The organism is Jatrophihabitans sp. YIM 134969 (assembly GCF_054456675.1).
In genome coordinates, this window is sequence record NZ_JBTJEQ010000049.1 from 14,284 (window position 1) to 35,343 (window position 21,060).

General features: G+C 73.7%; 19 protein-coding genes and 1 pseudogene. 7 read left to right on the forward strand and 13 right to left on the reverse strand.

Going from position 1 to position 21,060, the window contains the following annotated elements; all coding sequences use genetic code 11:
• The first annotated feature begins 14 nt into the window (after positions 1–14).
• Entirely contained in the window at positions 15–278 is a 264-nt protein-coding gene (locus tag ACXR2U_RS19900) for a DUF6295 family protein (RefSeq protein WP_458826823.1), read from the forward strand.
• Positions 278–1,246, forward strand: coding sequence for a zinc-binding dehydrogenase (locus ACXR2U_RS19905; RefSeq protein WP_458826824.1), 969 nt, complete (start codon positions 278–280; stop codon positions 1,244–1,246). The genes ACXR2U_RS19900 and ACXR2U_RS19905 overlap by 1 nt, the downstream gene beginning before the upstream one ends.
• An 89-nt stretch (positions 1,247–1,335) precedes the next feature.
• Here ACXR2U_RS19905 and ACXR2U_RS19910 read toward each other — a convergent pair whose 3' ends face one another.
• Positions 1,336–1,779: a hypothetical protein gene (locus ACXR2U_RS19910; protein WP_458826825.1), complete on the reverse strand. Its 444-nt coding sequence runs from the start codon at positions 1,777–1,779 to the stop codon at positions 1,336–1,338.
• 20 nt (positions 1,780–1,799) lie between these two features.
• Entirely contained in the window at positions 1,800–3,662 is a 1,863-nt protein-coding gene (gene lepA, locus ACXR2U_RS19915) for a translation elongation factor 4 (RefSeq protein ID WP_458826826.1), read from the reverse strand.
• A gap of 122 nt (positions 3,663–3,784) precedes the next feature.
• On the opposite strand from lepA, the gene ACXR2U_RS19920 reads away from it, so the two are divergent.
• On the forward strand, positions 3,785–4,171 hold the full coding sequence (locus ACXR2U_RS19920; RefSeq protein WP_458826827.1) for a hypothetical protein: 387 nt from the start codon (positions 3,785–3,787) through the stop codon (positions 4,169–4,171).
• Positions 4,172–4,342: 171 nt separating this feature from the next.
• Positions 4,343–4,603: a 30S ribosomal protein S20 gene (rpsT, locus tag ACXR2U_RS19925; RefSeq protein ID WP_458826828.1), complete on the forward strand. Its 261-nt coding sequence runs from the start codon at positions 4,343–4,345 to the stop codon at positions 4,601–4,603.
• Between the two features lie 167 nt (positions 4,604–4,770).
• Here rpsT and holA read toward each other — a convergent pair whose 3' ends face one another.
• Genes holA through ACXR2U_RS19940 form a run of 3 tightly spaced genes read right to left on the reverse strand, consistent with a single transcriptional unit; the run spans position 4,771 to position 9,370 of the window.
• A complete protein-coding gene (gene holA / locus ACXR2U_RS19930) occupies positions 4,771–5,685 on the reverse strand; it encodes a DNA polymerase III subunit delta (protein WP_458826842.1) in 915 nt (304 codons plus the stop codon).
• The gene (locus ACXR2U_RS19935; protein WP_458826829.1) at positions 5,568–8,330 is read right to left on the reverse strand and encodes a ComEC/Rec2 family competence protein; all 2,763 of its coding nucleotides are present in this window, start codon (positions 8,328–8,330) and stop codon (positions 5,568–5,570) included. The genes holA and ACXR2U_RS19935 overlap by 118 nt, the downstream gene beginning before the upstream one ends.
• Positions 8,327–9,370 (reverse strand): ComEA family DNA-binding protein, encoded by a 1,044-nt coding sequence (locus ACXR2U_RS19940; protein ID WP_458826830.1) that lies wholly within the window; start codon positions 9,368–9,370, stop codon positions 8,327–8,329. Before ACXR2U_RS19940 ends, ACXR2U_RS19935 begins: the two co-directional genes overlap by 4 nt.
• A gap of 143 nt (positions 9,371–9,513) precedes the next feature.
• Here ACXR2U_RS19940 and ACXR2U_RS19945 point away from each other — a divergent pair, with 143 nt between their 5' ends.
• Positions 9,514–11,238, forward strand: coding sequence for a hypothetical protein (locus tag ACXR2U_RS19945; RefSeq protein WP_458826831.1), 1,725 nt, complete (start codon positions 9,514–9,516; stop codon positions 11,236–11,238).
• 6 nt (positions 11,239–11,244) lie between these two features.
• Here the strand turns inward: ACXR2U_RS19945 and ACXR2U_RS19950 are convergent, their stop codons facing one another.
• From ACXR2U_RS19950 to ACXR2U_RS19985, 8 genes are all read right to left on the reverse strand, one after another.
• The gene (locus ACXR2U_RS19950) at positions 11,245–12,105 is read right to left on the reverse strand and encodes a DegV family protein (protein ID WP_458826832.1); all 861 of its coding nucleotides are present in this window, start codon (positions 12,103–12,105) and stop codon (positions 11,245–11,247) included.
• The gene (gene leuS, locus ACXR2U_RS19955; protein ID WP_458826833.1) at positions 12,102–14,990 is read right to left on the reverse strand and encodes a leucine--tRNA ligase; all 2,889 of its coding nucleotides are present in this window, start codon (positions 14,988–14,990) and stop codon (positions 12,102–12,104) included. The genes ACXR2U_RS19950 and leuS overlap by 4 nt, the downstream gene beginning before the upstream one ends.
• Positions 14,991–15,333: 343 nt before the next feature.
• On the reverse strand, positions 15,334–15,948 hold the full coding sequence (locus ACXR2U_RS19960) for a histidine phosphatase family protein (RefSeq protein WP_458826834.1): 615 nt from the start codon (positions 15,946–15,948) through the stop codon (positions 15,334–15,336).
• A complete protein-coding gene (gene rsfS / locus ACXR2U_RS19965) occupies positions 15,945–16,337 on the reverse strand; it encodes a ribosome silencing factor (RefSeq protein WP_458826835.1) in 393 nt (130 codons plus the stop codon). The genes ACXR2U_RS19960 and rsfS overlap by 4 nt, the downstream gene beginning before the upstream one ends.
• A 12-nt stretch (positions 16,338–16,349) precedes the next feature.
• Positions 16,350–16,982: a nicotinate-nucleotide adenylyltransferase gene (gene nadD, locus ACXR2U_RS19970; protein WP_458826843.1), complete on the reverse strand. Its 633-nt coding sequence runs from the start codon at positions 16,980–16,982 to the stop codon at positions 16,350–16,352.
• Positions 16,983–16,998: 16 nt separating this feature from the next.
• On the reverse strand, positions 16,999–18,255 hold the full coding sequence (locus tag ACXR2U_RS19975) for an aldehyde dehydrogenase family protein (RefSeq protein WP_458826836.1): 1,257 nt from the start codon (positions 18,253–18,255) through the stop codon (positions 16,999–17,001).
• Positions 18,256–18,266: 11 nt separating this feature from the next.
• Positions 18,267–18,758 carry a class F sortase gene (locus ACXR2U_RS19980; protein ID WP_458826837.1) on the reverse strand — a complete coding sequence of 164 codons (492 nt, stop codon included), beginning with the start codon at positions 18,756–18,758 and terminating at the stop codon, positions 18,267–18,269.
• Positions 18,759–18,985: 227 nt separating this feature from the next.
• A complete protein-coding gene (locus ACXR2U_RS19985; protein ID WP_458826838.1) occupies positions 18,986–19,831 on the reverse strand; it encodes a DUF4397 domain-containing protein in 846 nt (281 codons plus the stop codon).
• Between the two features lie 248 nt (positions 19,832–20,079).
• Between ACXR2U_RS19985 and ACXR2U_RS19990 the strand changes: the two genes are divergently transcribed.
• Together ACXR2U_RS19990 and ACXR2U_RS19995 are read left to right on the forward strand one after the other, a co-directional pair.
• Entirely contained in the window at positions 20,080–20,679 is a 600-nt protein-coding gene (locus ACXR2U_RS19990) for an RNA polymerase sigma factor (protein ID WP_458826839.1), read from the forward strand.
• Positions 20,666–21,060: pseudogene (locus ACXR2U_RS19995) on the forward strand (hypothetical protein); the annotation flags it as partial. The gene ACXR2U_RS19990 and the pseudogene ACXR2U_RS19995, both read left to right, overlap by 14 nt.

Genomic DNA, 21,060 nt, shown 5'->3' on the forward strand with positions numbered 1-21,060 from the left:
AGAGGACCGTTGCCATGTGCACCTACGCGACCGAACACGTCACGCTCGACGGCAGCGCCAAGGGCGTGCCGTCCTGGATACCGGTGCAGGAAGCAACGGTCTACTTCGACCACCCGGTGCACGCCCAGCACGAGCACACACTCAACATCGACTTCCGCGCGCCCGACCGCGGACCGTCAGCCCGTGTGGCGGTCGAGTTGTCCGCCGCGTCCGCCCGTGACCTGGTCGCCGCCATCCAGGCCGCGCTCGCGTCCGTTCCCGAGGAGATGACCGTCTGATGAAGGCCGCGTTCTGCACGTCGTTCCACCCCGACAACCCGCTGGCAGGTCTCGAGGTCGGGGAACGGCCCGAGCCGTCCGTGCCCGAGGGCTGGACCACGGTGCAGGTGAAGGCGACGACCCTGAACCACCACGACCTGTTCACGCTGCGCGGCGTCGGGATCACCGAGGACAAGCTGCCGATGATCCTCGGCTGCGACGCCGCGGGCATCGACCTTGCGACCGGCGACGAGGTCGTCGTCCACAGCGTCATCTCCTCCCCCGGCTGGGTCGGCGACGAGACGATGGACCCGAAGCGCTCGCTGCTGTCCGAGCGGTACCAGGGCACGCTGGCCGAGCAGGTCGCGGTGCCGAAGAGCAACATCATCCCCAAGCCCGCCGGGCTGTCCTACGCCGAAGCGGCCTGCCTGCCGACCGCGTGGCTGACCGCCTACCGGATGCTGTTCGTCCGCGGGGGCGCGCGGCCGGGTCAGACCGTGCTGGTGCAGGGCGCGACCGGCGGTGTCGCCTCGGCTGCGATCACCCTCGCCCGCGCGGCCGGCCTGCGGGTGTGGGCCACGGCGCGGACACCGGAGAAGCAGGAGACCGGCAGGAGCCTCGGCGCGCACGAGGTCTTCGCCACCGGCGCCCGGTTGCCCGACCGGGTCGACCTCGTCATGGAGACCGTCGGCAAGGCGACCTGGTCGCACAGCGTGAAGTCGCTGCGCCCGGGTGGCCGGATCGTCATCTCGGGTGCGACGACGGGCTTCGACCCCAGTGCCGAACTCAACCGGGTGTTCTTCCTGCAGTTGGAGGTCGTCGGCTCCACGATGGGCACCCGGGCCGAACTGCACGACCTGATCCGGTTCCTCGAGACCACCGGCGTGCGCCCGGTCATCGACCGCACCCTGCCGCTGGCGAACGCGCGAGAGGCGTTGGAGCTCATGGAGGCGGGCGGTCAGGTCGGGAAGATCGTGCTCGAGCCCTGATCTCCCCCTCTTGAGGCACGGAAGTCCGTCTTCCGGTCGTTCCCGAGGGTCTGGAGCGACAGGAAGACGGACTTCTGGTGCGTGGGAAGTCAGGACAGGGCGGTGAGCTCGCGCCAGAGGCGGTCGAGGGCGTCGACGTCGCGGTCGGTGAGGCGGTGGCCGGAGGCGTAGACGTGGCGCCAGTCGAAGTCGCGGGTCGTCTGCTCGAGCGCGATGAGGTCGACCGCGTCGGCGACGTTCAGGCCGTCCTGCCAGACGACGCGTACGTGGAACGCCGGACGACCGGGAGCGGGGCGGTCGTCGGGGTGGACGCCGTCGTGCTCGACGACGCCACGCGCGACCAGGCCGCGACCGCGGGAGCCCTGCCGCAGCAGGAACACGCGCTGGCCGCGGGTCACGCCGTGCCGGGTGCTGCCCATCCGCCACGCGACCCGTACCGGGTCGCCGGCGCGCAGGGTCTCGAGCCAGACCGACCAGCGGGCGTCGTCGAGCTGGGAGCGGTCCGGGTTCCAGGTGAGGACGTAGCCGGTCACGTCGATCCGGCGGGTCCGCGCTACTTCTTGGCGGGTTCGGCGGCGTCGCCCGTGGACAGCGCGGCGATGAACGCCTCCTGGGGGACCTCGACGCGGCCGACCATCTTCATCCGCTTCTTGCCCTCCTTCTGCTTCTCCAGCAGCTTGCGCTTGCGGGTGATGTCACCGCCGTAGCACTTGGCGAGGACGTCCTTGCGGATCGCGCTGATGTTCTCGCGCGCGATGACCCGGGCGCCGATCGCGGCCTGGATCGGCACCTCGAACTGCTGGCGCGGGATGAGCTTGCGCAGCTTGGTCGTCATCGACGTGCCGTAGGCGTAGGCCTTCTCCTTGTGCACGATGGCGCTGAAGGCGTCGACGGTCTCGCCCTGCAGCAGGATGTCGACCTTGACCAGGTCGGCGGCCTGCTCCCCCGCCTCCTCGTAGTCCAGGCTGGCGTAGCCGCGCGTGCGCGACTTCAGCTGGTCGAAGAAGTCGAAGATGATCTCGCCGAGTGGGATCGTGTAACGCAGCTCGACACGGGTCTCGGACAGGTAGTCCATCCCGCCGAGCTGACCGCGCCGGCTCTGGCACAGCTCCATGATCGCGCCGATGTACTCGCTCGGGGCGATGATCATGGCCTTGACGACCGGCTCGTAGACCGCGTCGATCTTGTACTTGGTCGGCCAGTCGCTGGGGTTGGTCACCACGACCTCCGACCCGCCCTCGAGCTCCACCCGGTAGACGACGTTGGGGGCCGTCGAGATGAGGTCGAGTCCGAACTCCCGCTCGAGGCGGTCGCGGGTGATCTCCATGTGCAACAGTCCGAGGAAGCCGCACCGGAAGCCGAACCCCAGCGCCGCGGAGGTCTCGGGTTCGTAGTCGAGCGCGGCATCGTTGAGCTGGAGTTTGTCCAGCGCCTCGCGCAGGTTCGGGTACTCGGAGCCGTCGAGCGGATACAGGCCCGAGTAGACCATCGGGTTCGGGTCGCGGTAGCCGCCGAGCGCTTCCGTGGCCGGCCGCTGGGCCCCGGTGACGGTGTCGCCGACCCGGGACTGTCGCACGTCCTTCACGCCGGTGATGAGGTAACCGACCTCGCCGATGCCCAGGCCGGCGGTCGGCGTGGGCTCGGGTGAGATGACGCCGACCTCGAGCAGTTCGTGGGTCGCGCCGGTCGACATCATCTTGATGCGCTCGCGCGGCTCGATGCGGCCGTCGATGACGCGGATGTACGTGACCACACCGCGGTAGACGTCGTACTCGGAGTCGAAGATCATCGCGCGGGTCGGGGCGTGGGAATCGCCGGTGGGGGCGGGCACGTCGCGGACGATGCGGTCGAGCACGGCGTCGACGCCCTCGCCGGTCTTGGCGCTGATGCGCAGCACGTCACCCGGCTCGCAGCCGATGATGTGCGCGAGTTCGGCGGCGTAGCGGTCTGGGTCGGCCGCGGGCAGGTCGATCTTGTTGAGCACCGGGATGATCGCGAGGTCGTTGCCGAGCGCCAGGTAGAGGTTCGCGAGCGTCTGGGCCTCGATGCCTTGCGCGGCGTCGACCAGCAGGATCGCGCCTTCGCAGGCGGCCAGCGACCGGGAGACCTCGTAGGTGAAGTCGACGTGGCCGGGGGTGTCGATCATGTGCAGCGTGTAGTGGGTGTCCTCGTACTCCCAGGGCAACCGGACGTTCTGCGCCTTGATGGTGATGCCGCGCTCGCGCTCGATGTCCATGCGGTCGAGGTACTGCGCCCGCATCTGCCGCGGGTCGACCACGCCGGTGAGCTGCAGCATGCGGTCGGCCAACGTCGACTTGCCGTGGTCGATGTGGGCGATGATGCAGAAGTTGCGGATCCGTGCCGGGTCGAGGACAGCATCGTCAGGGCGGGCGATGCGCGGGCTGGGAGCTGTCACGGCCTTCTCTCGAGCGTCCTCACGGGTGCGGGGTGGTGCCCCGAGCCGGCGACGACGCCAGCGGGGACGACCCCCATGGTGGCATGTCGGGCGCCCGGGCCCGACCTGGCAGAGTGAGTGCCATGGCCGACATCGACTCCCGAGCCGTGTCCGAGGTCCGCATCCCGGCCGCGGCGCTCACGCCGGGCGACCTCGTGAACACCTCCCCTGGCGGCGACGACGACTGGCAGTCCGTGGTCGGCGTGTACATCCGACCCGCCGACACCCCGGCCGAGCGGGAGGACATCCGCGACCTGCTCGCGAGCCTCGGCGGCCGGTACGTCCTGGTCGAGCTCACCGACATCGCGCCGGTCGACGCCAACGTCTACTTCACCGACGACGGCGCGGCGATGCTCTACGCCTCCGACGAGGGCGCCGACACCCCGGTGGTCGACGTCGTGAGCGCCGAGGACGGCGTCCGGACCTACCTCTACACCAAGTTCGAGCTCGTCACCGTCCGCGCCAGCTGACGTACCGGGGCCGTGGCTCCGCTGCTCTGGTAACCTCGCAGGGTTGCCCGCGACCGGTGGGACGACGGCGTGCGCCGTGGGGACGCCGGACCGGGCGAGGCAGACCCAGCACCACCGACAGGTCGCGGCCGCCCCGCGACACCGACCAGCGATCGACGAGGCATCTCTTCCGTGGCGAACATCAAGTCCCAGATCAAGCGCATCAAGACCAACGAGAAGGCGCGACTGCGCAACAAGAGCGTCAAGTCGTCGCTGAAGACGGCCGTGCGTCGCTTCCGCACCGCCGCAGACGCGGGCGACAAGGACGCCGCGCTGGTCGAGCTCAAGGTCGCCTCGCGCGCCCTCGACAAGGCCGCCAGCGCCGGTGTGATCCACAAGAACCAGGCCGCGAACCGCAAGTCGGCGCTCGCGGCGCGCGTCAACAAGATCTGAGTCCTCGCGTCGCTGCCGTCGCAGCAGAGCGCGGACCGGCGGGCACCCCACGGGGTCGCCGCCTCGGGAGGCCGGGAGTCACGTCAGGTGACCCCGGCCTTTCTGCATCCCGGTGAGGTGCGACCCGGAGACGAGACTCCTGGCCGGCGCGGACCCGGCGAGTCCGGTCAGCGGCCGGAACGGGCGAGCGTGGCGACCCGGCGCACGGCGGTCTCGATCGCGTAGCCGGGGTCGACCGCCTCGCCCTTGACGTCGGCGTTGAGCACCGCGACGACCCGTAACGCGTCGGCGACCTGCGGGTCACTCCACCCCCGCGCCTGACGTTGGGCCCGTTCGACCTTCCACGGGGCCATCCCGACCCGGCTGGCCAGTTCGTAGCCGTTGCCGCGGGGCGTGTCGAGGACCTTCGCGATCGAGCGGACACCGTCGGCCAGCGCGTCGGCGAGCACCACCGGGGGCGCCCCGACCGACAGAGCCCACCGCACGAGCTCGACCGCCTCGCCCACGCGTCCGACCACGGCGAGATCGGCGACGGCGAACCCGTTCACCTCGGCCTTGCCCCGGTGGAAGGCGGCGACGGCCGTGACGTCGACCCGCCCGCCGGTGTCGGACGACAGCTGGCTCGCCACGGCCGAGAGCTCCCGCAGGTCGGTGCCGACGGCGTCGATGAGCGCGGCCGCGGCGTCGGGCGTGATCTCGCCGCCGACCCGCCGGACCTCGGCCCGGACGAACTGCACCCGCTCCTCCGGCCGCGACGGCGCCACGCAGGCGACGACCGGCGCCTTCGCCGCCGTGACGGCCTCGAGCACCGCCTTGCCCTTGGCTCCCCCCGGGTGTTGCAGCAGCAGCGTGATGGTGGGATCGGGGTCGGCGACGAACGGCGCCATCACCCGCCAGGGTTCGGCGCGGACGTCCTGCGCGTCGACCACCCGGATGACCCGCCGCTCGCCGAACAGCGACGGACTCAGCAGTTCGGAGATCTCGGTCGGCTCGACGTCGCCACCCGGTCGCTCGACGATCTCGACCGCGGGCTCCTGCTCCCGCACCGCGACGACCAGGGCCTGGGCGGCGCGCGAGACCAGCAACTCCTCGTCACCGAGCAGCAGGACGACCGGGGGCACCGGGTCCATCGCGGCGACCTGGTCGATGCTGTGCGTGCCCGCGATCCCCGCGCCGCCGCGGGATCCGGACCGACGGCGGGCTGGTGGCACGAGGCCATCGTGACAGACGGGTCCGACAGCTCGGCCAACGACGCCACGGGGCGGACGGTCGCCGCCGGGACCGCCGCCCGCTGCCGTTCGGTGGTCACCGCGAGCGCGCCGTCCGCACCCGACGCCACGGCCACCCCGCCGTCGAGGTCGGTCCGGGCGACGGGGACGCCGAGCCGGCCGAGGGCCGCCATCGTGGCGGGCGCCGGGTGGCCGTAGCGGTTCTCGGCCCCCACCGAGACCACCGCGAGGCGGGCGTGCGCCGCTGCCAGGAAGGCCGGGTCGGTGAAGCGGCTGCCGTGGTGCGGCACCTTGAGCACGTCGGCGGACAGGTCGACGCCTGCGGCGAGCAGCCGGTCCTGGGCGTCGGCCGACTCGTCCGCCGTGAGCAGCACCCGGTGCCCGCCGACGGTGGCACGGGCGACCACCGAGCAGTCGTTGGGGTCGCAGCCGGACGCGAGTTCGTCGGCGCGCGGGGCGAGGAACTCGAGGCGGACCGCGCCGATCTGCCAGACCGCGCCGACCGGCGCGGTCCGCAGGACCACCCCCTCGGGCGCCAGGGCCGCCCGCGGTGCAGCGGTGCGGTCCGCCGGTTCGGGCAGCGGGCTGGTGACCGCCACGCCGACGTCGCGGCCGCGGACCACACCCGCGACCCCGCCGACGTGGTCGAGGTCCATGTGGGTGAGCAGCAGCAACGGGACGTGGTGGACGCCGAGGCGACGCAGGCAGGTGTCGACCGGCACCGGATCGGGACCGGTGTCGACCACGACGGCCGCACCCTCGCCGGCGCGCAGCACCAGGGCGTCGCCCTGGCCGATGTCGCACGCGACGAACCACCACCCGGGCGGTGGCCACGAGGTGACGACCGCACGCACCGGAACCTGGACGATCGCCGCGACCAGGACGGCCGCGAGCACCCAGCGGCGCGTGCGACGCCAGCGCCACAGCACCGCCCCGACGGCGAGGACCGCCGCGAGCGCCAGGCCGCCGACCCCGCCGTCGAGCCAGCCGACGGTGGCGCCCGGTGCCGTGCCGAACCGGTCGGCGACGGCGATGAGCCACCGGCACGGCCACGCCGCGAGCCACGCCGGCCCGGCGCCGAGCACCGGGGCGATCGCCGCGAGGACAGCGGCGAGGAACCCCAGCACGGTGGTGACCGCCACGACCGGTTCGGCGGCGATGTTGGCCGGGATCGCGACCACGCTGACCTGGCCGGAGATCGCGGCAGCGACCGGCGCGGTGACCAGGTGCGCCACGACGGCGACCGCCACGGCCTCGGCCAGACCGACCGGGACACGGGCTCGACGCCAGCGCTCCGCCAGCGTGGGCGCGGCCAGCACGATCGCCGCGGTCGCGAACACCGACATGGCGAACCCGGCGTCGGTGGCGAGGGCCGGGCGCCACACCAGGGCGACCAGGACGGCCGCGGACAACGCCGGCACGACCGACCGCGACCGCCCCGACGCGAGCGCCCCGAGGGCGATCGCCGCCATCGCGGCGGCCCGCACCACGCTCGGCGACGGCCCCGCGACCACGACGAACGCGACCAGCAGCACCACGCCGCACGCGGCGGTGAGGACCGGACCGGCGCGCAACCGCCGCACCAGCAGCACCCCGGCCGCGACGACGACGGCGCAGTTGGTGCCCGACACCGCGACCAGGTGGGTGAGCCCCGCCGCGCGGAAGTGCGCCTCCAGCACCGGGTCGAGCCCCGAGGTGTCGCCGACGACGAGTCCGGGCAGCAGCCCCCGCGGACCGTCCGGCAGGCCGGAGCACGCCGCGACCAGCCCGGCACGGACGTGGGCCGCCCACCGCTGGAGCGCGGGCGGGCGGCCGGTGAGCTCCGGCGGCCCGCGGACCGACAGGACCGCGGCACGCCACGGGTCACCCTCGGCCGGGCGCACGGACGCGTCGACCCGGACCGGCTGGCCCGGTACCAGCCCGACCCAGCCGCCGGCCGGCGCGAACGCGACGACCTGAGCCCGCACGGGGACCGTCCGGCCGCGTCGTGACACCGCCGTGGCGGTGGCCTCGACGAGCACCCGTGGCCCGGGCGAGACCCCGCCCGCGGCGAGCCTGTGGACCGCGCCGACGGTGAGGTCGATCTGCGCTCCGGGGCCCGTGACGGCGCGGAACGAGGAGTGCTCGACCGCGCCCAGTCGTGCCGCGAGCGGCAGCAGCACGACCGCGAGCCCGGCGCCCGCCAGCCCGAGCGCCCGCAGGACGTGCCGCACCTCCACCCGGACGCCCCGTGTCGCGCGGGAGGAGACAGCCGGCGGAGTCGGACGGCGCGCAGACCCCGCTGCGCCCGTGCCACGGCGCCGGGCCGCGACTGCGCCCACGACCAGCAGCACGGCCCCGCACCCGCCCACGAGCGCGGCCAGGCCCGAGCCGTGCGCCACGACCAGCACCGCTCCCAGCCACCCCGCGGCCGCGGCGATCGCGAGGCGGAGGTCCAGCGGCGGGACGGGCGGACCGTCACGCGCGGCCACCGGCGCGGCCGCGCTCCGCGGGCTCACACCGTCACCAGGTCCTTCAGGTCCGCGAAGCGGGAGGGTCCGATGCCGGTCACCTGCTGCAGGTCGTCCACGGAGGCGAAGCGGCCGTGGTCCGTACGCCAGTCGACGATCGCCTGGGCGAGGACGGGACCGACGCCGGGGAGGGTGTCGAGATCGGCGAGGCCCGCGGTGTTGAGGTCCACCAGTCCGCCGGGCGCCACCCCGGACGCCGGACCGGACTGGGTCGAGGCGCCGCCCACGGGACCGGACCCGGCGGGAGCGCCGGGCACGCCGACGGCCAGTTGTTCGCCGTCGACGAGCACGCGCGCCCGGTTGAGGGTCGTGAGGTCGGCACCGGGTCTCGCGCCACCGGCCGCGGCGAGCGCGTCGTCGACCCGGGAGCCGGCGGGCAGGACGTAGACACCGGGCCGGACCACGAGGCCCGCGACGTCGACGGTCACGGTGGCCGCGGCCGACGCGCCCGGCTCGGGCGCGGACGGGGATGCGGACGGCGAGCCCGCCGCACCCGGCACGCCGCTGCGCGCGCCACCGCCCGAGGAGGACGCGACCGGATCGGCCGCGGGTGGCACGCCCGACACCGCCGCGACGGTGACGGCCGAGCTCTGCCCGCCGCGGAAGACCACCCCGCCCGCGACGGACCCGACGACCACCACCACGGCGGCGACCGCGACCAGGCCGCGTCGGCCCGGGTCGAACCGGACCCGGTCGCGCCAGGACGGCACCACCGACCGGTCGGCGGTGCCCGCCCCCGTCGAGGCCCGCCGCGTGCGTTCCGGCACGGCTCCGGGTGCGTCGAGGTCGATCGGGACCCGCGGCACGACGACCGGCAGGTCGACCGCGAGCGCGGCCGGGCTCGGGACCCACCCGCCGTGAGGTGACGGGAGGGTCGGCGCGGGGGCGTCCACCGCCTCCCCCGCGTCGTCGCCGGGCGACGAGGCGCCCGGCGACGGCCGGGGACCCGCGGCGTCCAGCAACGCCCGCGCCCGCGCTGCGATCAGCGCGCGCTCGTCGTCGGCTCCGAACCGCTCCCGCCACCCCACCCGGGCGACGTTAGGAACGCCGTCGTCTCCCGGACGGAGGGATCGGCGACCTGTGGACGACACGCCGTCCTGTGGACAGCACGTCCCATCCGTCACACCAGTCCCACACAGCACAGAACGGTCACACCTGCGAGACTGCGGCCATGGCAGGCGCAGGGGGCGGTCGCTCCGCCACCGGCGCCGCGGCGAAGGCCACCCGGTCGAAGAGCGCCCGGTCGGGGAGCACCACCGTGAAGGGCACCGCGACGAGCACCGGTGGGGCGAAGCGCACCGGCCGCACCACCCGCCCGGCCCGCCGGCGGGACGGGCTGCTCCAGCCCCTCGTCGTCACCGGTGCCGTCGCCGTGATCCTCGGCGTGCTCTACCTCGCGGCCCCGCTCATGGGCCAGGACCTCTCGGCGCAGATCGCCCACGCGGACTTCGCCCGCGACCACCCGCTCAAGCCCGTCGACTTCCGCTGGTTCGGCGGCTCGCTGCAGTTCGGCTACTCGCTCTACGTGCCGGTGCTGGCCGCGCACGTCGGCCCGCAACTGCTCGGCGTCATCGCCGCCGTGGTGTCGACCCTGCTCACCACGGCGATCTTCGCGAAGGCCCGCCTCAAGCGCCCGGTGATCGGTGGGGTGTTCGCGGCCGTCACGCAGGTCGCCAACCTCACGGAAGGACGCATCGCCTTCGCGGTCGGGCTGGCGTTCGCGCTCGCGGCCGTCCTCCCGCTCGTCGACCGCGACGGCGGCCAGCGGCTCTGGACCGGGGTCGCCGCGTTCCTCGCCGCCGCGGCCAACCCGGTCGCCGGCCTGTTCGTCGGGGTGGTCGCCCTCACCGTGCTCGTGCACGGACGGATCGCCGATGCGGCCCGGCTGTTCGTCGGCGCCGCCCTCGGGGTCGCCGCGGTGTCGGTGGTCTTCGCCGACGGCGGGCCCTTCGTCTACGCCGGAGGTGACGCCGCGCGCGCCGCCGCGGTCACCGTGCTCGTCGCGCTGCTCGTGCCGCGGTGGGCCAGCTACCTCTGGACCGGCGCGGCCATCGGCGTCGTCATGGTCGCCGCGGCCTACGTGTTCACCACGCCGGTCGGGGCGAACGCCTCGCGCCTCGCGCTGCTGTTCGCCGTGCCGGTGATCGCCGCCGCGGCCGAGTTCGTCTGGTGGAAGACGGCGACCGCGATCGTCGCCGCCGCGGTGATCCAGACACCCGTCGTGTTCGGCACCATCGGCTCGGCCGGCGACCCGGTGACCCGACCGGGCTACTTCACCGCGCTGACCGACCAGATCGCGGCGACCGGCCCGCTCACCGGCCGGGTCGAGATCCCGGAGGTCACCGGTCACTGGGAGGCGGCCTACGTCGCCCGCGAGTACCCGCTCGCCCGCGGCTGGCTGCGGCAGGTCGACATCGAACTCTGGGACCACACCTTCTACGGCGAGAACGGTCCCACCCCCGCGGCCTACGGGGCGTTCCTGCGGCAGACGGCCACCCAGTACGTCGCCGTCCCCGACGCCCGGCTGACCTTCTACGGGAGTCGCGAGGCGGCGCTCGTGCGCGCGGGGCTGCCGTACCTCCGCGAGATCTGGCACGACGACGACTGGACGCTGTACGCCGTCGCGGGTGCCCGTCCGGTCGTCCCGGCGCCGGCGAGCAAGGTGCGCCTCGACGCCGCCGACATCACCTTCACCGCGCCCGCCGAGACCACGATCACCGTGTCCGCACGGTGGTTCCGCTGGCTCACGCTGGACTCGGACGACGGCACGGCGTGCATCGAACCCACCGGCACGGGCACCGACACGGTCGTGCGGCTGCGCACCGGCAGCGGCGGCACCTACACGCTGACGTCGTCGCTGACCGGCGACCACCGCCGCTGCGCCGACGCCGGTTGAGCCGGGTCAGGCGGAGCGCCGCACCACCACCACACCGAGCGTGCCCGGCCCGAGGTGCGCCCCGACGACCGCCCCCAGCTGCGACTGTTGCATCGTGCACAGCCCGGGCAGCGCGTCACGCAGCCGGTCCGCGACTCGCTCGGCCGCCTCCGGCGCGGCGACGTGCTGCACCGCGACGTCGACCGGGGCACCGTCCGCCGCCTGGGCGGCCAGCTGCACCAGCCGCGTCAACGCCTTGGACGAGGTGCGCACCTTCTCCAGCGGTTCCAGCTGGCCGTCGCGCACCTGCAGCAGCGGCTTGATCGCGAGGCCGGTCCCGAACAACGCCGCCGCGGCGCCGATCCGTCCGCCGCGCCAGAGGTACTCGAGCGAGTCGACGTAGAGCAACGAGGTGGTGGCGTCGACGACCGCCGACGCGGCCGCCTCGACCGCGGCCGGCGCGGCCCCGGCGGCGGCCGCCTCCGCCGCGGCGATGACCGCGAAGCCCAGACCCATGCCGGTCGACCGGGAGTCCACGACGCGCACCGCTCCCGTCGGGAACTCCAGCGCCGCGAGCCGGGCGGAGTCCCACGTGCCCGACAACCGGGACGACAGGTGCACGGACACCACGTGCGAGGCGCCCGCCTCGAGCGCGCGGCCGTACGCCTCGACGAAGTGCGCCGGGGCCGGCCGCGACGTCGTGACCTTCTCCCGCTTGCGCAGCGCCGCCGCGACGTCGTCGGTCGTGACGTCGCGGCCGTCGACGCCCTGCTTGGCGCCCGCGTCGATCCGCAGCGGGACGATCTCGATGCCGTACCGCGCGCAGACGTCGTCCGGGAGCGACGCCGTCGAGTCGGTCACCACGGCGACCGACCCGACGTCACTCACAGGACGAAGTTCACCAGACGGCCGGGGACGACCACCACCCGGCGCACCTCGGTGTCGCCGACGAGCTCGGCGATGCGTGCGTCGGCGCGGGCGCTCGCCTCGATGGCGTCGCGGTCGGCGTCGACCGGCACGGTGATCCGCGCCCGCACCTTGCCGTTGACCTGCACCGGCATCTCGACGGTGTCCTCGACCAGCCAGGCTTCGTCCAGCACCGGGAAGGTCTCCCGCGCCAGCGACTCCGCGTGCCCCAGCCGCGACCACAGCTCCTCGGCGATGTGGGGGGCCAGCGGCGCGACCATCAGCACCAGCGGCTCGACCAACGCCCGCGGGGCGCCGCCCTCGGGGTACTCCTGCGTCACGGCGTTGTTCAGCGACGTGATGCGGGCGATCGAGGTGTTGAACCGCAGCGTGTCGTAGCCGTCCTGGACGGCCGCGATCGTCTTGTGCAGCAGGCGGTTCAGCTCGTCGGGCACCGGGCCCTCGCCCACGTGCGACTCGCCGCTCTCCTCGTCGATCGCCACCCGCCACAGCCGCTGCAACAGCCGGAACGGGCCCGCGATGGCCTTGCGGTCCCACGGCCGCGACTGCTCCAGCGGACCACCGAACATCTCGAACAACCGGAAGGTGTCGGTGCCGTACTCGGCCACCACCTCGTCCGGTGTGACGACGTTCTTCAGGCTCTTGCCGATCTTGCCGATCTCCTGCGTGACGGGCACCGGCTCGGCGTCGGCGTCCTCGAACCAGAACCCACCGTCGCGTTCGACGACCTTGGCCGCCTCCATCGCGAACCGGTCGGCGTCGCGGTAGACGAACGCCTGCAGCATCCCCTGGTTCACCAGACGGTGGAACGGCTCGGCGCTGGAGACGAACCCGCGGTCGAACAGCACCTTGTGCCAGAACCGCGCGTACAGCAGGTGCAGCACGGCGTGCTCCACCCCGCCGACGTACAGGTCGACCCCGCCCAGCGGCCGGTCGGCCGACGGCCCCATCCAGTACCGCTCGATCTCGGGGTCGACCAGCCGCTCCTCGTTGCGCGGGTCCAGGTAGCGCAGGTCGTACCAGCAGGAACCGGCCCAGTTCGGCATGGTGTTGGTCTCGCGCCGGTACTTCTTCGGCCCGTCACCCAGGTCCAGCTCGACCTCGACCCAGTCGGTCAACCGGGCCAGCGGCGGCTGCGGCAGGGAGTCGGCGTCCATCGGGTCGAACGTGGTCGGCCGGAAGTCGGTGGTGGGCGGCAGCTCCAGCGGCAGCGCGGACTCCGGCAGCGCCACCGGCAGGTCGTGCTCGTCGAACACCACCGGGAACGGCTCGCCCCAGTACCGCTGGCGCGAGAACAGCCAGTCGCGCAGGCGGTAGGTGACGGCGCCCTCGCCGGCGTCGTGCTCCTCCAACCACGTGACCATCTGGGCGATGGCCGACGCCTTGTCCTCGACCCCGTCCAGGAAGCCCGAGTTGATGCGCGCGCCGTCGCCGGTGTACGCGCCACCCTGGAAGTCCTCGGGCGGCAGCACGGTCCGTACGACCGGCAGCTGGTAGGCCGTGGCGAAGTCGAAGTCGCGGGCGTCCTCGGCGGGGACGGCCATGATCGCGCCGGTGCCGTACCCGGCCAGCACGTAGTCGGCGATGAACACCGGCAGCAGGTTGCCGTTGACCGGGTTGACCCCGAAAGTGCCGATGAACACGCCGGTCTTGGCCTTGTCGGCCGCGGTGCGCTCGGCCTCGGACTTGCTCGCGGCCTGCTCGCGGTACGCGGCCACGGCCGCGGCGGGGGTGTCGGCGCCGCCCGTCCACACCGGGTCGGTGCCGGTCGGCCACACGCCCGCGGTCAGCTGGTCGACCAGTTCGTGCTCCGGCGCCAGCACCAGGTAGGTCGCGCCGAACAGGGTGTCGGGACGGGTCGTGAACACCTCGACCTGCGGCGCCCGGTCCTGGACGTCGAACCGCACGCGAGCGCCCTGCGACCGCCCGATCCAGTTGGTCTGCATCGCACGGACGGTGTCGGGCCAGTCCAGCTGCGCCAGGTCGTCCAGCAACCGGTCGGCGTACGCGGTGATGCGCATCATCCACTGCGACAGCGGTTTCTTGAACACCGGGAAGTTGCCGCGTTCGCTGCGACCGTCGGCGGTGACCTCCTCGTTGGCCAGCACCGTTCCCAGTCCGGGGCACCAGTTGACGGTCGACTCCGACCGGTACGCCAGCCGGTGGGCGTCGATGACGCGGCGCCGTTCCAGCTCGTCCAGCTCGGCCCAGGGACGCCCCGACGGGTTGGTCGCCGCCGACGGCTCACGGGTGCCGGCCTCGAACTCCTCGACCAGCTCGCTGATCGGGCGGGCCCGGGCGATGTCGGTGTCGTACCAGGAGTGGAAGACGGTGAGGAAGATCCACTGGGTCCAGCGGTAGTAGTCGGCGTCGGTGGTGGCGAAGGTGCGCCGCCGGTCGTGGGCGAGGCCCAGCCGCTTGAGCTGCCGGGTGAAGGTCGCGATGTTGTTCGCGGTGTTCTCCGCCGGCGGTTGGCCGGTCTGGATCGCGTGCTGCTCGGCCGGCAACCCGAAGGCGTCGAACCCCATGGTGTGCAGGACGTTGTCGCCCTTCATCCGCCGGTAGCGGGCGTACACGTCGGTGCCGATGTAGCCCAGCGGGTGTCCGACGTGCAGCCCCGCGCCCGACGGGTACGGGAACATGTCCATGACGAACGTGTGCGGCGCGATGACGAAGTCCTCGAAGCCCTCGGACATGTCGCCGCTGGGGTTCGGCGCCTCGAACGTGCCCCGGACCTCCCAGCGCTGCTGCCAGGTCTGCTCGATCAGGTCGGCCAGCTGCGCGGTGTACCGGAACGGCGGGGCGTCGCCCGTGGCATCGGGAGTCGGGGCGTCGGTGGTGCTCACGGTGGGGCCTCCTGCTGGGATGACTGACGCGGGTCCGGACACAACAAGAGCCCCCGTGCCCCGGAGGGCAGCAGAGGCTCAGCCGCGCTGACGTCGTGCGTGGTCAGCGCGGCCCGGTAAGCAGGATCCGACCCGTCACGCCGACGATGTTACCCGGACCGCCACCACGGTCTCCGGGAACGGTGCGCGCCCCGCGCCCGCCGTCCGTCGCCGCCGGGCGCGGGGGCACCTTGGCGTCGACAGTAAGTCAGGTTTGTTGACGGCACAACCAAACTCGCTGGAGAGGTCTGTGCAGGTTCTGCACACGCTCATCCGAGCGGGCGTGATGTCCGGTTCCGCCCGCTCATGTCGGCAGATCGTGTGAGAGCAACGACCATCCGTCTGCCGTCTCGCGCAGCGCGCTGGTGTGGCAGTTGCCCAGCCCGTGGATGCGCCGCGTGGCCGTGCCGAGTCCCAGGAGGTTCGCGACCAGGGAGGCCGCGGCCGCGCCGTGGGTGACCAGGATCGCGCTGCAGCCGGCCGGCAGGTCCTCGACCGCTTCCGCGGCCCGCGCGCCCGCCTGGGCGCGGGTCTCGCCGCCCTCGCGGTTCGGCTCACCGCCGCCGCGCCAGATCGCGAACTGGTCGGCGTACCGCTCCTCGACCTCCTCGCGGGTCAGGCCTTCCCAGGCACCGAAGGCCTGTTCGGCGAGACGCGGGTCGGGTTGGACCGGCAGACCGGTGGCGGCGGACACGAACTGCGCCGTCTGCCGCGCGCGGCGCAGGGTCGAGCTCAGCAGCAGGGTGGCCCCGACGCCGGACAGCGCCCGGCCGGCCTGCTCCGCCTGCTGCAGCCCGACGTCGTCGAGCGGCGGGTCTTCGGGGTGGTCGCGGCCCTGGAAACGGCCGGCGACGTTCCAGGCGGTCCGCCCGTGCCGCAGCACGACGATGCGGCGTGGTGCGGGGGCGGCCGCGCTCACGCGCTGGTGTCGCGGGCGTGGGTGTCCGGGACACCGAGGTCGATCGGGATCAGCGGGCAGTCACGCCAGAGTCGTTCGAGGGCGTAGAAGGCGCGCTCCTCGTCGTGCTGGACGTGGACGACGACGTCGCCGTAGTCGAGCAGCACCCACCGGCCGTCACGTTTCCCCTCACGGCGCAGGGGTTTCGCGTCGAGTCCTCGCAGCCGTTCCTCGACCGCGTCGACGATGGCCTCGACCTGCCGGTCGTTGCTGCCGGACGCGATGACGAAGACGTCGGCGAGGGCGAGCCGGTCGCTGACGTCGATCGCGACGACGTCGGTGGCGAGCTTGTCGGCCGCGGCGAGGGCGGAGGCTTCGGCGAGTTCGCGGGCACGGTCACTGGCGGTCATGGCCCCACCACCCTAACCGGCACCGACAGCGGCCGTGCCCGGCCGGTAGAGGCCGTGCTTGCCGATGTACTGCACGACGCCGTCGGGAACGAGGTACCAGACCGGACGGCCGCCGACGACCCGGGCGCGGACGTCGGACGAGCTGATGGCGAGGGCCGGGACCTCCAGGAGGGTCACGGACGCCTGCGGCAGGTGCTGCGCCGTGAGCTCGTACCCCGGCCGGGTGACGCCGACGAAGTGCAGGTCGGGCCGGGCGAGCAGCAGGTCGGCGTCCTTCCACGACAGGATCTGCGCCAGGGCGTCGGCGCCGGTGACGAAGAACAGCTCCGCCTCCGGTCGCTGACGGGTGATGTCGGCGACCGTGTCGACCGTGAACGTCGGCCCGTCCCGGTCGATGTCGACGCGGCTCACCCAGAAGCGCGGGTTCGAGGCCGTGGCGATGACGCTCATCAGGTACCGGTGTTCGGCCGGGCTCACCCGGCGGTCGGACTTCTGCCACGGCCGCCCGGTGGGCACGAAGACGACCTCGTCGAGGTCGTACGCGGCCGCGACCTCGCTGGCGGCCACGAGGTGGCCGTGGTGGATGGGATCGAAGGTGCCGCCCATGATCCCGACCCGCTTCGACGCGGAGCGGCCGTCGTCCAGGCTCACCGGCGCGGCCTCATGAGAACGGCACGTCCCGCCCGGCGGGGACGACGACGAACTGGCGCAGCACCAGGTCCGACGACGTCACGGGCCCGCGCGGCCCGGGGACGCGGTCGACGCTGATCCCGGTCTCGGGCACGCCGAGCAGCTTGAAGCCGTCGAGCAGGCGGGTGGTCGTGTTCCAGAAACCGCCGGTGCCGCCCCAGGCGCCGAGGAACTCCCCGGCCGTGGCGGTGTCCTCGGTGCAGATCGTCGCGGCGATGCCGGAGGTGGTCGCGAGGCCGGTGCGGACGGCGTCGAGGGCGTCGTCGACCGGCGCGACGGTCACGGTGGCCTCGTGTTCGGAGTCGAGGGCCCACTCCCACCCGAGCGCGTGGGAGTGCGGAGGTGCGCTGACGGCGATCCCCTTGTCGGACAGGGCCTTCTCGACGACCGGAAGCAGGTCGTCCCACCGGCCCCGGTGGATCAGCAGCAGGTTCAGCCGGTTGCACACGCCGAGCCGGTCGGTGCCGGCGTCGATCAACCGTTGCAGGGTGCCTTCGTCGGCGGCGCGGTCCGCGTAGAGGATCCCGCCACCGTCGGCGTGGGCCAGGACCCGGACACCGGCGGCCGCGCCGAGGTGGGCCAGGTGCCGCGTGGTGTCCCCGCTCCCCCGGACGATCACCAGCGGCAGCAGGTCGGGCTGGGCGACCAGGGCCTCGGCCGAGTCGTGCCCGGGGTGGCGCACCAGGCCGACCGCGGTGGGCGGCAGGTCGGTGTCGGCCAGCGCGGGCACCAGCACCCGGTCGACCAGCACGGCGCTGGTGCCGAGGGCGGCGCTGCCCGTGCGCAGGACGGCGGCGCTGCCGGCTCGCAGGACCTGGGAGGCGACGTCGAGGGTGACGGCCGGCCGGGCCTCGTAGGTGGCGCCGATGACGCCGACCGGCAGCCGCCGCTCCCACACCGCGGTGCCGTCGTCGAGGTCACGGACGTGGGTCAGCGCCGGGGGCACCGGGGTGTCGGCGACCTGCACCAACGCCCGGGCGGCCTGCTCGAGGCGGGCCGGGTCGAGGCGCAGGCGGTCCAGCAGTCCGGCCGACATGCCCGAGGCCGTGGCCCGGTCGACGTCGACGGCGTTGGCCGCCAGCACCTCCTCGGAACGGGCCTGCACCAACGCGGCCGCGGTACGCAGGGCGGCCGCGACCCGGGTGTCCGGGACGGTCCGCAGCACCGCGCCCGCCGCAGCGGCCGCGGTCGCGACCTCCCGGACCGCCCGGGTCGCGTCGTCGGTCATGACAGGGGAATCTAGCCCGGTAGCGCCGTCACCACGATGTTGTCCTCGTAGGAGCGCGCGGCGCGGTCGAACTCCCCGCCGCAGGTGATGAGCACCAGGCGGGCGGGTCCGGTCGAGGAGAACAGAGCGTCGAGGGGCACACCGCGCTTGTCGAACTCCTCGCGGCTCGCGACCCGGTAGGTCAGCACGGTGCCGTCCTCGGCCGTGAGCTGCACCGGGTCGCCCACCTCCGCCTCGCGCAGGTCGAACATCGCTCCCTCACCCTGCACGGCGTCGTCGACGTGCCCGGCGATGACCGTTGCACCCTGCGTCGATGCCGGTGACGCCCCGTAGCGGTACCAGCCGACGCGGTCGACCTGCTCGGGCAGTTCCATCGCGCCGTCGGCGTCGAGACCGACGGTGTCGACAGGAGCGTCGATCGCGAGCGACGGCACGCGCAGCCGGACCGGCACCGTCACGGCGGCCGGGGCGAGTCCGCCCGGGTCGCCGTCCACGACGGGCACCGACGGCAACTGCGAGGTCGGTGCGGTCGGCGACGGGGACCTCGGTGCAGCCGGCGACGCGGACGCCGTCGGGTCGGCCGAGGCCAACGCGACGGCGGTTCCGGGTCGTTCGTCGGTGGTGGGCGGCGCACCGCGGTGCGTCGCCCACCACCCGAGCGGCAGACCGAGCGCGACGACCAGACCCGCCGCGGCGACCGGTCGGCCGACCCGTCCCCGTGGGATCCGGCTCAGTGGCCCGCTCCCGCGAGCGCCTCGCGACGCTGACGCGCGACAACGCCGGCGACGCCACCCGCGGCGACCAGCAGGCCGAGGGCCGACGCGACCCACACCCACTCGGGCGTCGACGAGCCGTTGGTGGCGGCGAGCCCACCGGTGCCCGCCGGGACGCCACCCGGGGCGGAGCCGAGGTGGTCGATGTTCTGCACGACCAGCGCGAGCGACTTCTCTGTGGCCGAGCCGATGGCGTACACGATGGTCTGGGTGCCGGCGTTCAGCGTGACGTCGGCCGGGCCGATGGCGACCGTGTCCGTGCCGGCGAGGGTCACGTCGGCGCTGATCGTGCCGGGGTCGAGCTCGGCGCTGTCCTCGTTCGGGTTGGTGAGGTTGCTGAACGCGACCTGACCGTTGGCGCGGACGTCGACCGCCGGCGCCGCCGCCGTGTGCCGCACCACCAGCCCCGCCTTGCCGGCGGCGATGGTCGAGGTGTCGTTGACGAACGGCGTCAGGGTCGGCTTGCCGTCGGCGGTCAGGTGCGCCACCAGGGACACGTTCTGACCCGCCTCGAGCGTGGCGTTGGCCGTGATCACCGGCGTGCCGGTGCCGGCGGTGTCGCTGGCCGGGAACACCTCCACCTCGTGCGGCCCGGCGGGCAGGTCGAGCGGCCCGGCCACCGTCGCGGGCGTGAAGTTCTGCAGGGCCGAGGCGCCGTCGACGAACACGTTCACCGGGGTGTCCGGGATGCCGTGGACCACGTACACGGTCGCGGTGTCCGCGGCCGACGCGGGCGCGGCGAGCGCACCCGCTCCCGCGAACGCCGCCGTGGCGGCGAGCGCCGCTGTGACCAGTCGTTTCACTGCGTTCCTCCAGTCAGCTGATGTGCTTCGACCGGTGAGCCCGGCGGGACCACCACCGGGACCTACGCCGAGCGAGATCGCCCCGGATGCACCCACGTGATCTGGAGCACACTCAGCGGTGGCCCTGCATCCACCCCGCGACGCCCGTCCGAACGGCGGGGCGAGCACCCCGGGACGACGACCGGGTGCGGGCCGGGTGGCACCGGCCCGGGTGACGTGGGAGGCGGCGCGTGGTGGAGGAGGCGACGATGCCCCCGGAAGACCCTCCGGCCCCCGTCGGACCCGCCGACGTCGCGGCCACCGAGGCCCGTCTCGCCGCGGCGTTCCCCGACGGTGACGAGTCCGTCCTGCGCGAGGTGTACGAGTGCTTCGGCGGAGCCGTGTACCGGATGGCCCTGCGGACGTGTCCCACTCCCGCCGACGCCGAGGAGGTCACGCAGAACACCTTCGTGTCGGCGTGGCAGGCGCGCAGCACCTACCGGCCGGAACGCGCGCCCCTCGGGGCGTGGTTGATGACCATCGGACGGCGCCGGGCGGTCGACCGGTTGCGGGCCGTGCACCGCGAGCGGCTGGCGTCGGAAGCGGGGGCCCACCTCGGGACGGCCGCCGCCGTGGTCGGCCCCCACGACGACCCGGCCCGCGTGGTCGACCGCCTGCTCGTGGCCGAGCAGATGGAACGGCTGCCCGGCACGCAACGTCGCGTGCTCGAACTGGCCTTCTTCGACGACCTGACGCACAGTCAGATCGCGGGCGTCACCGGGTTGCCGCTCGGCACGGTCAAGAGTCACCTGCGCCGCGGACTGCAGGCGCTGCGACAGCGATGGGAGGCGGACGGTGTCACGACCTAGGGACTTCCACGACCCGGCGTACGACGACGCCCGCCGCGACGCCCTCACCCTCGCCGCGCTGGGCGAACCGCTGGAGCCGGACCTCGCCTCCCACGAACGGGACTGCCTCGTCTGTCGCGCCGACCTGGAGGGCCTGAGCCGCACGGTCGGCCTCGCACGCGGGGACGTGTCCCCCGCCCCGGCCGTCGACGTCCGTCCGCCCGACGCGGTGTGGACGGGCATCGCCCGGGAGCTCGGGTTGACCGGCCCCGCGGTGTCACCGGAGGCACCGGCGGGACCGTCGCGCGCGGGCGCGCCCGTCGGGCCGGCCGGTCCGACCGAACCGCCGGTGACGCCGCCGACCTCGCTCGCGGACGCCCGGCGACGACGTCGCGCGCGGGG

Bases quoted from the DNA above. Each gene is read 5' to 3' on its own strand.
- ACXR2U_RS19900 (WP_458826823.1), top strand. From the start codon at position 15: ATGTGCACCTACGCGACCGAACACGTCACGCTCGACGGCAGCGCCAAG.
- ACXR2U_RS19905 (WP_458826824.1), top strand. From the start codon at position 278: ATGAAGGCCGCGTTCTGCACGTCGTTCCACCCCGACAACCCGCTGGCA.
- ACXR2U_RS19920 (WP_458826827.1), top strand. From the start codon at position 3,785: ATGGCCGACATCGACTCCCGAGCCGTGTCCGAGGTCCGCATCCCGGCC.
- ACXR2U_RS19945 (WP_458826831.1), top strand. From the start codon at position 9,514: ATGGCAGGCGCAGGGGGCGGTCGCTCCGCCACCGGCGCCGCGGCGAAG.
- rsfS (WP_458826835.1), bottom strand. From the start codon at position 16,337: ATGACCGCCAGTGACCGTGCCCGCGAACTCGCCGAAGCCTCCGCCCTC.
- ACXR2U_RS19975 (WP_458826836.1), bottom strand. From the start codon at position 18,255: ATGACCGACGACGCGACCCGGGCGGTCCGGGAGGTCGCGACCGCGGCC.
- ACXR2U_RS19990 (WP_458826839.1), top strand. From the start codon at position 20,080: ATGCCCCCGGAAGACCCTCCGGCCCCCGTCGGACCCGCCGACGTCGCG.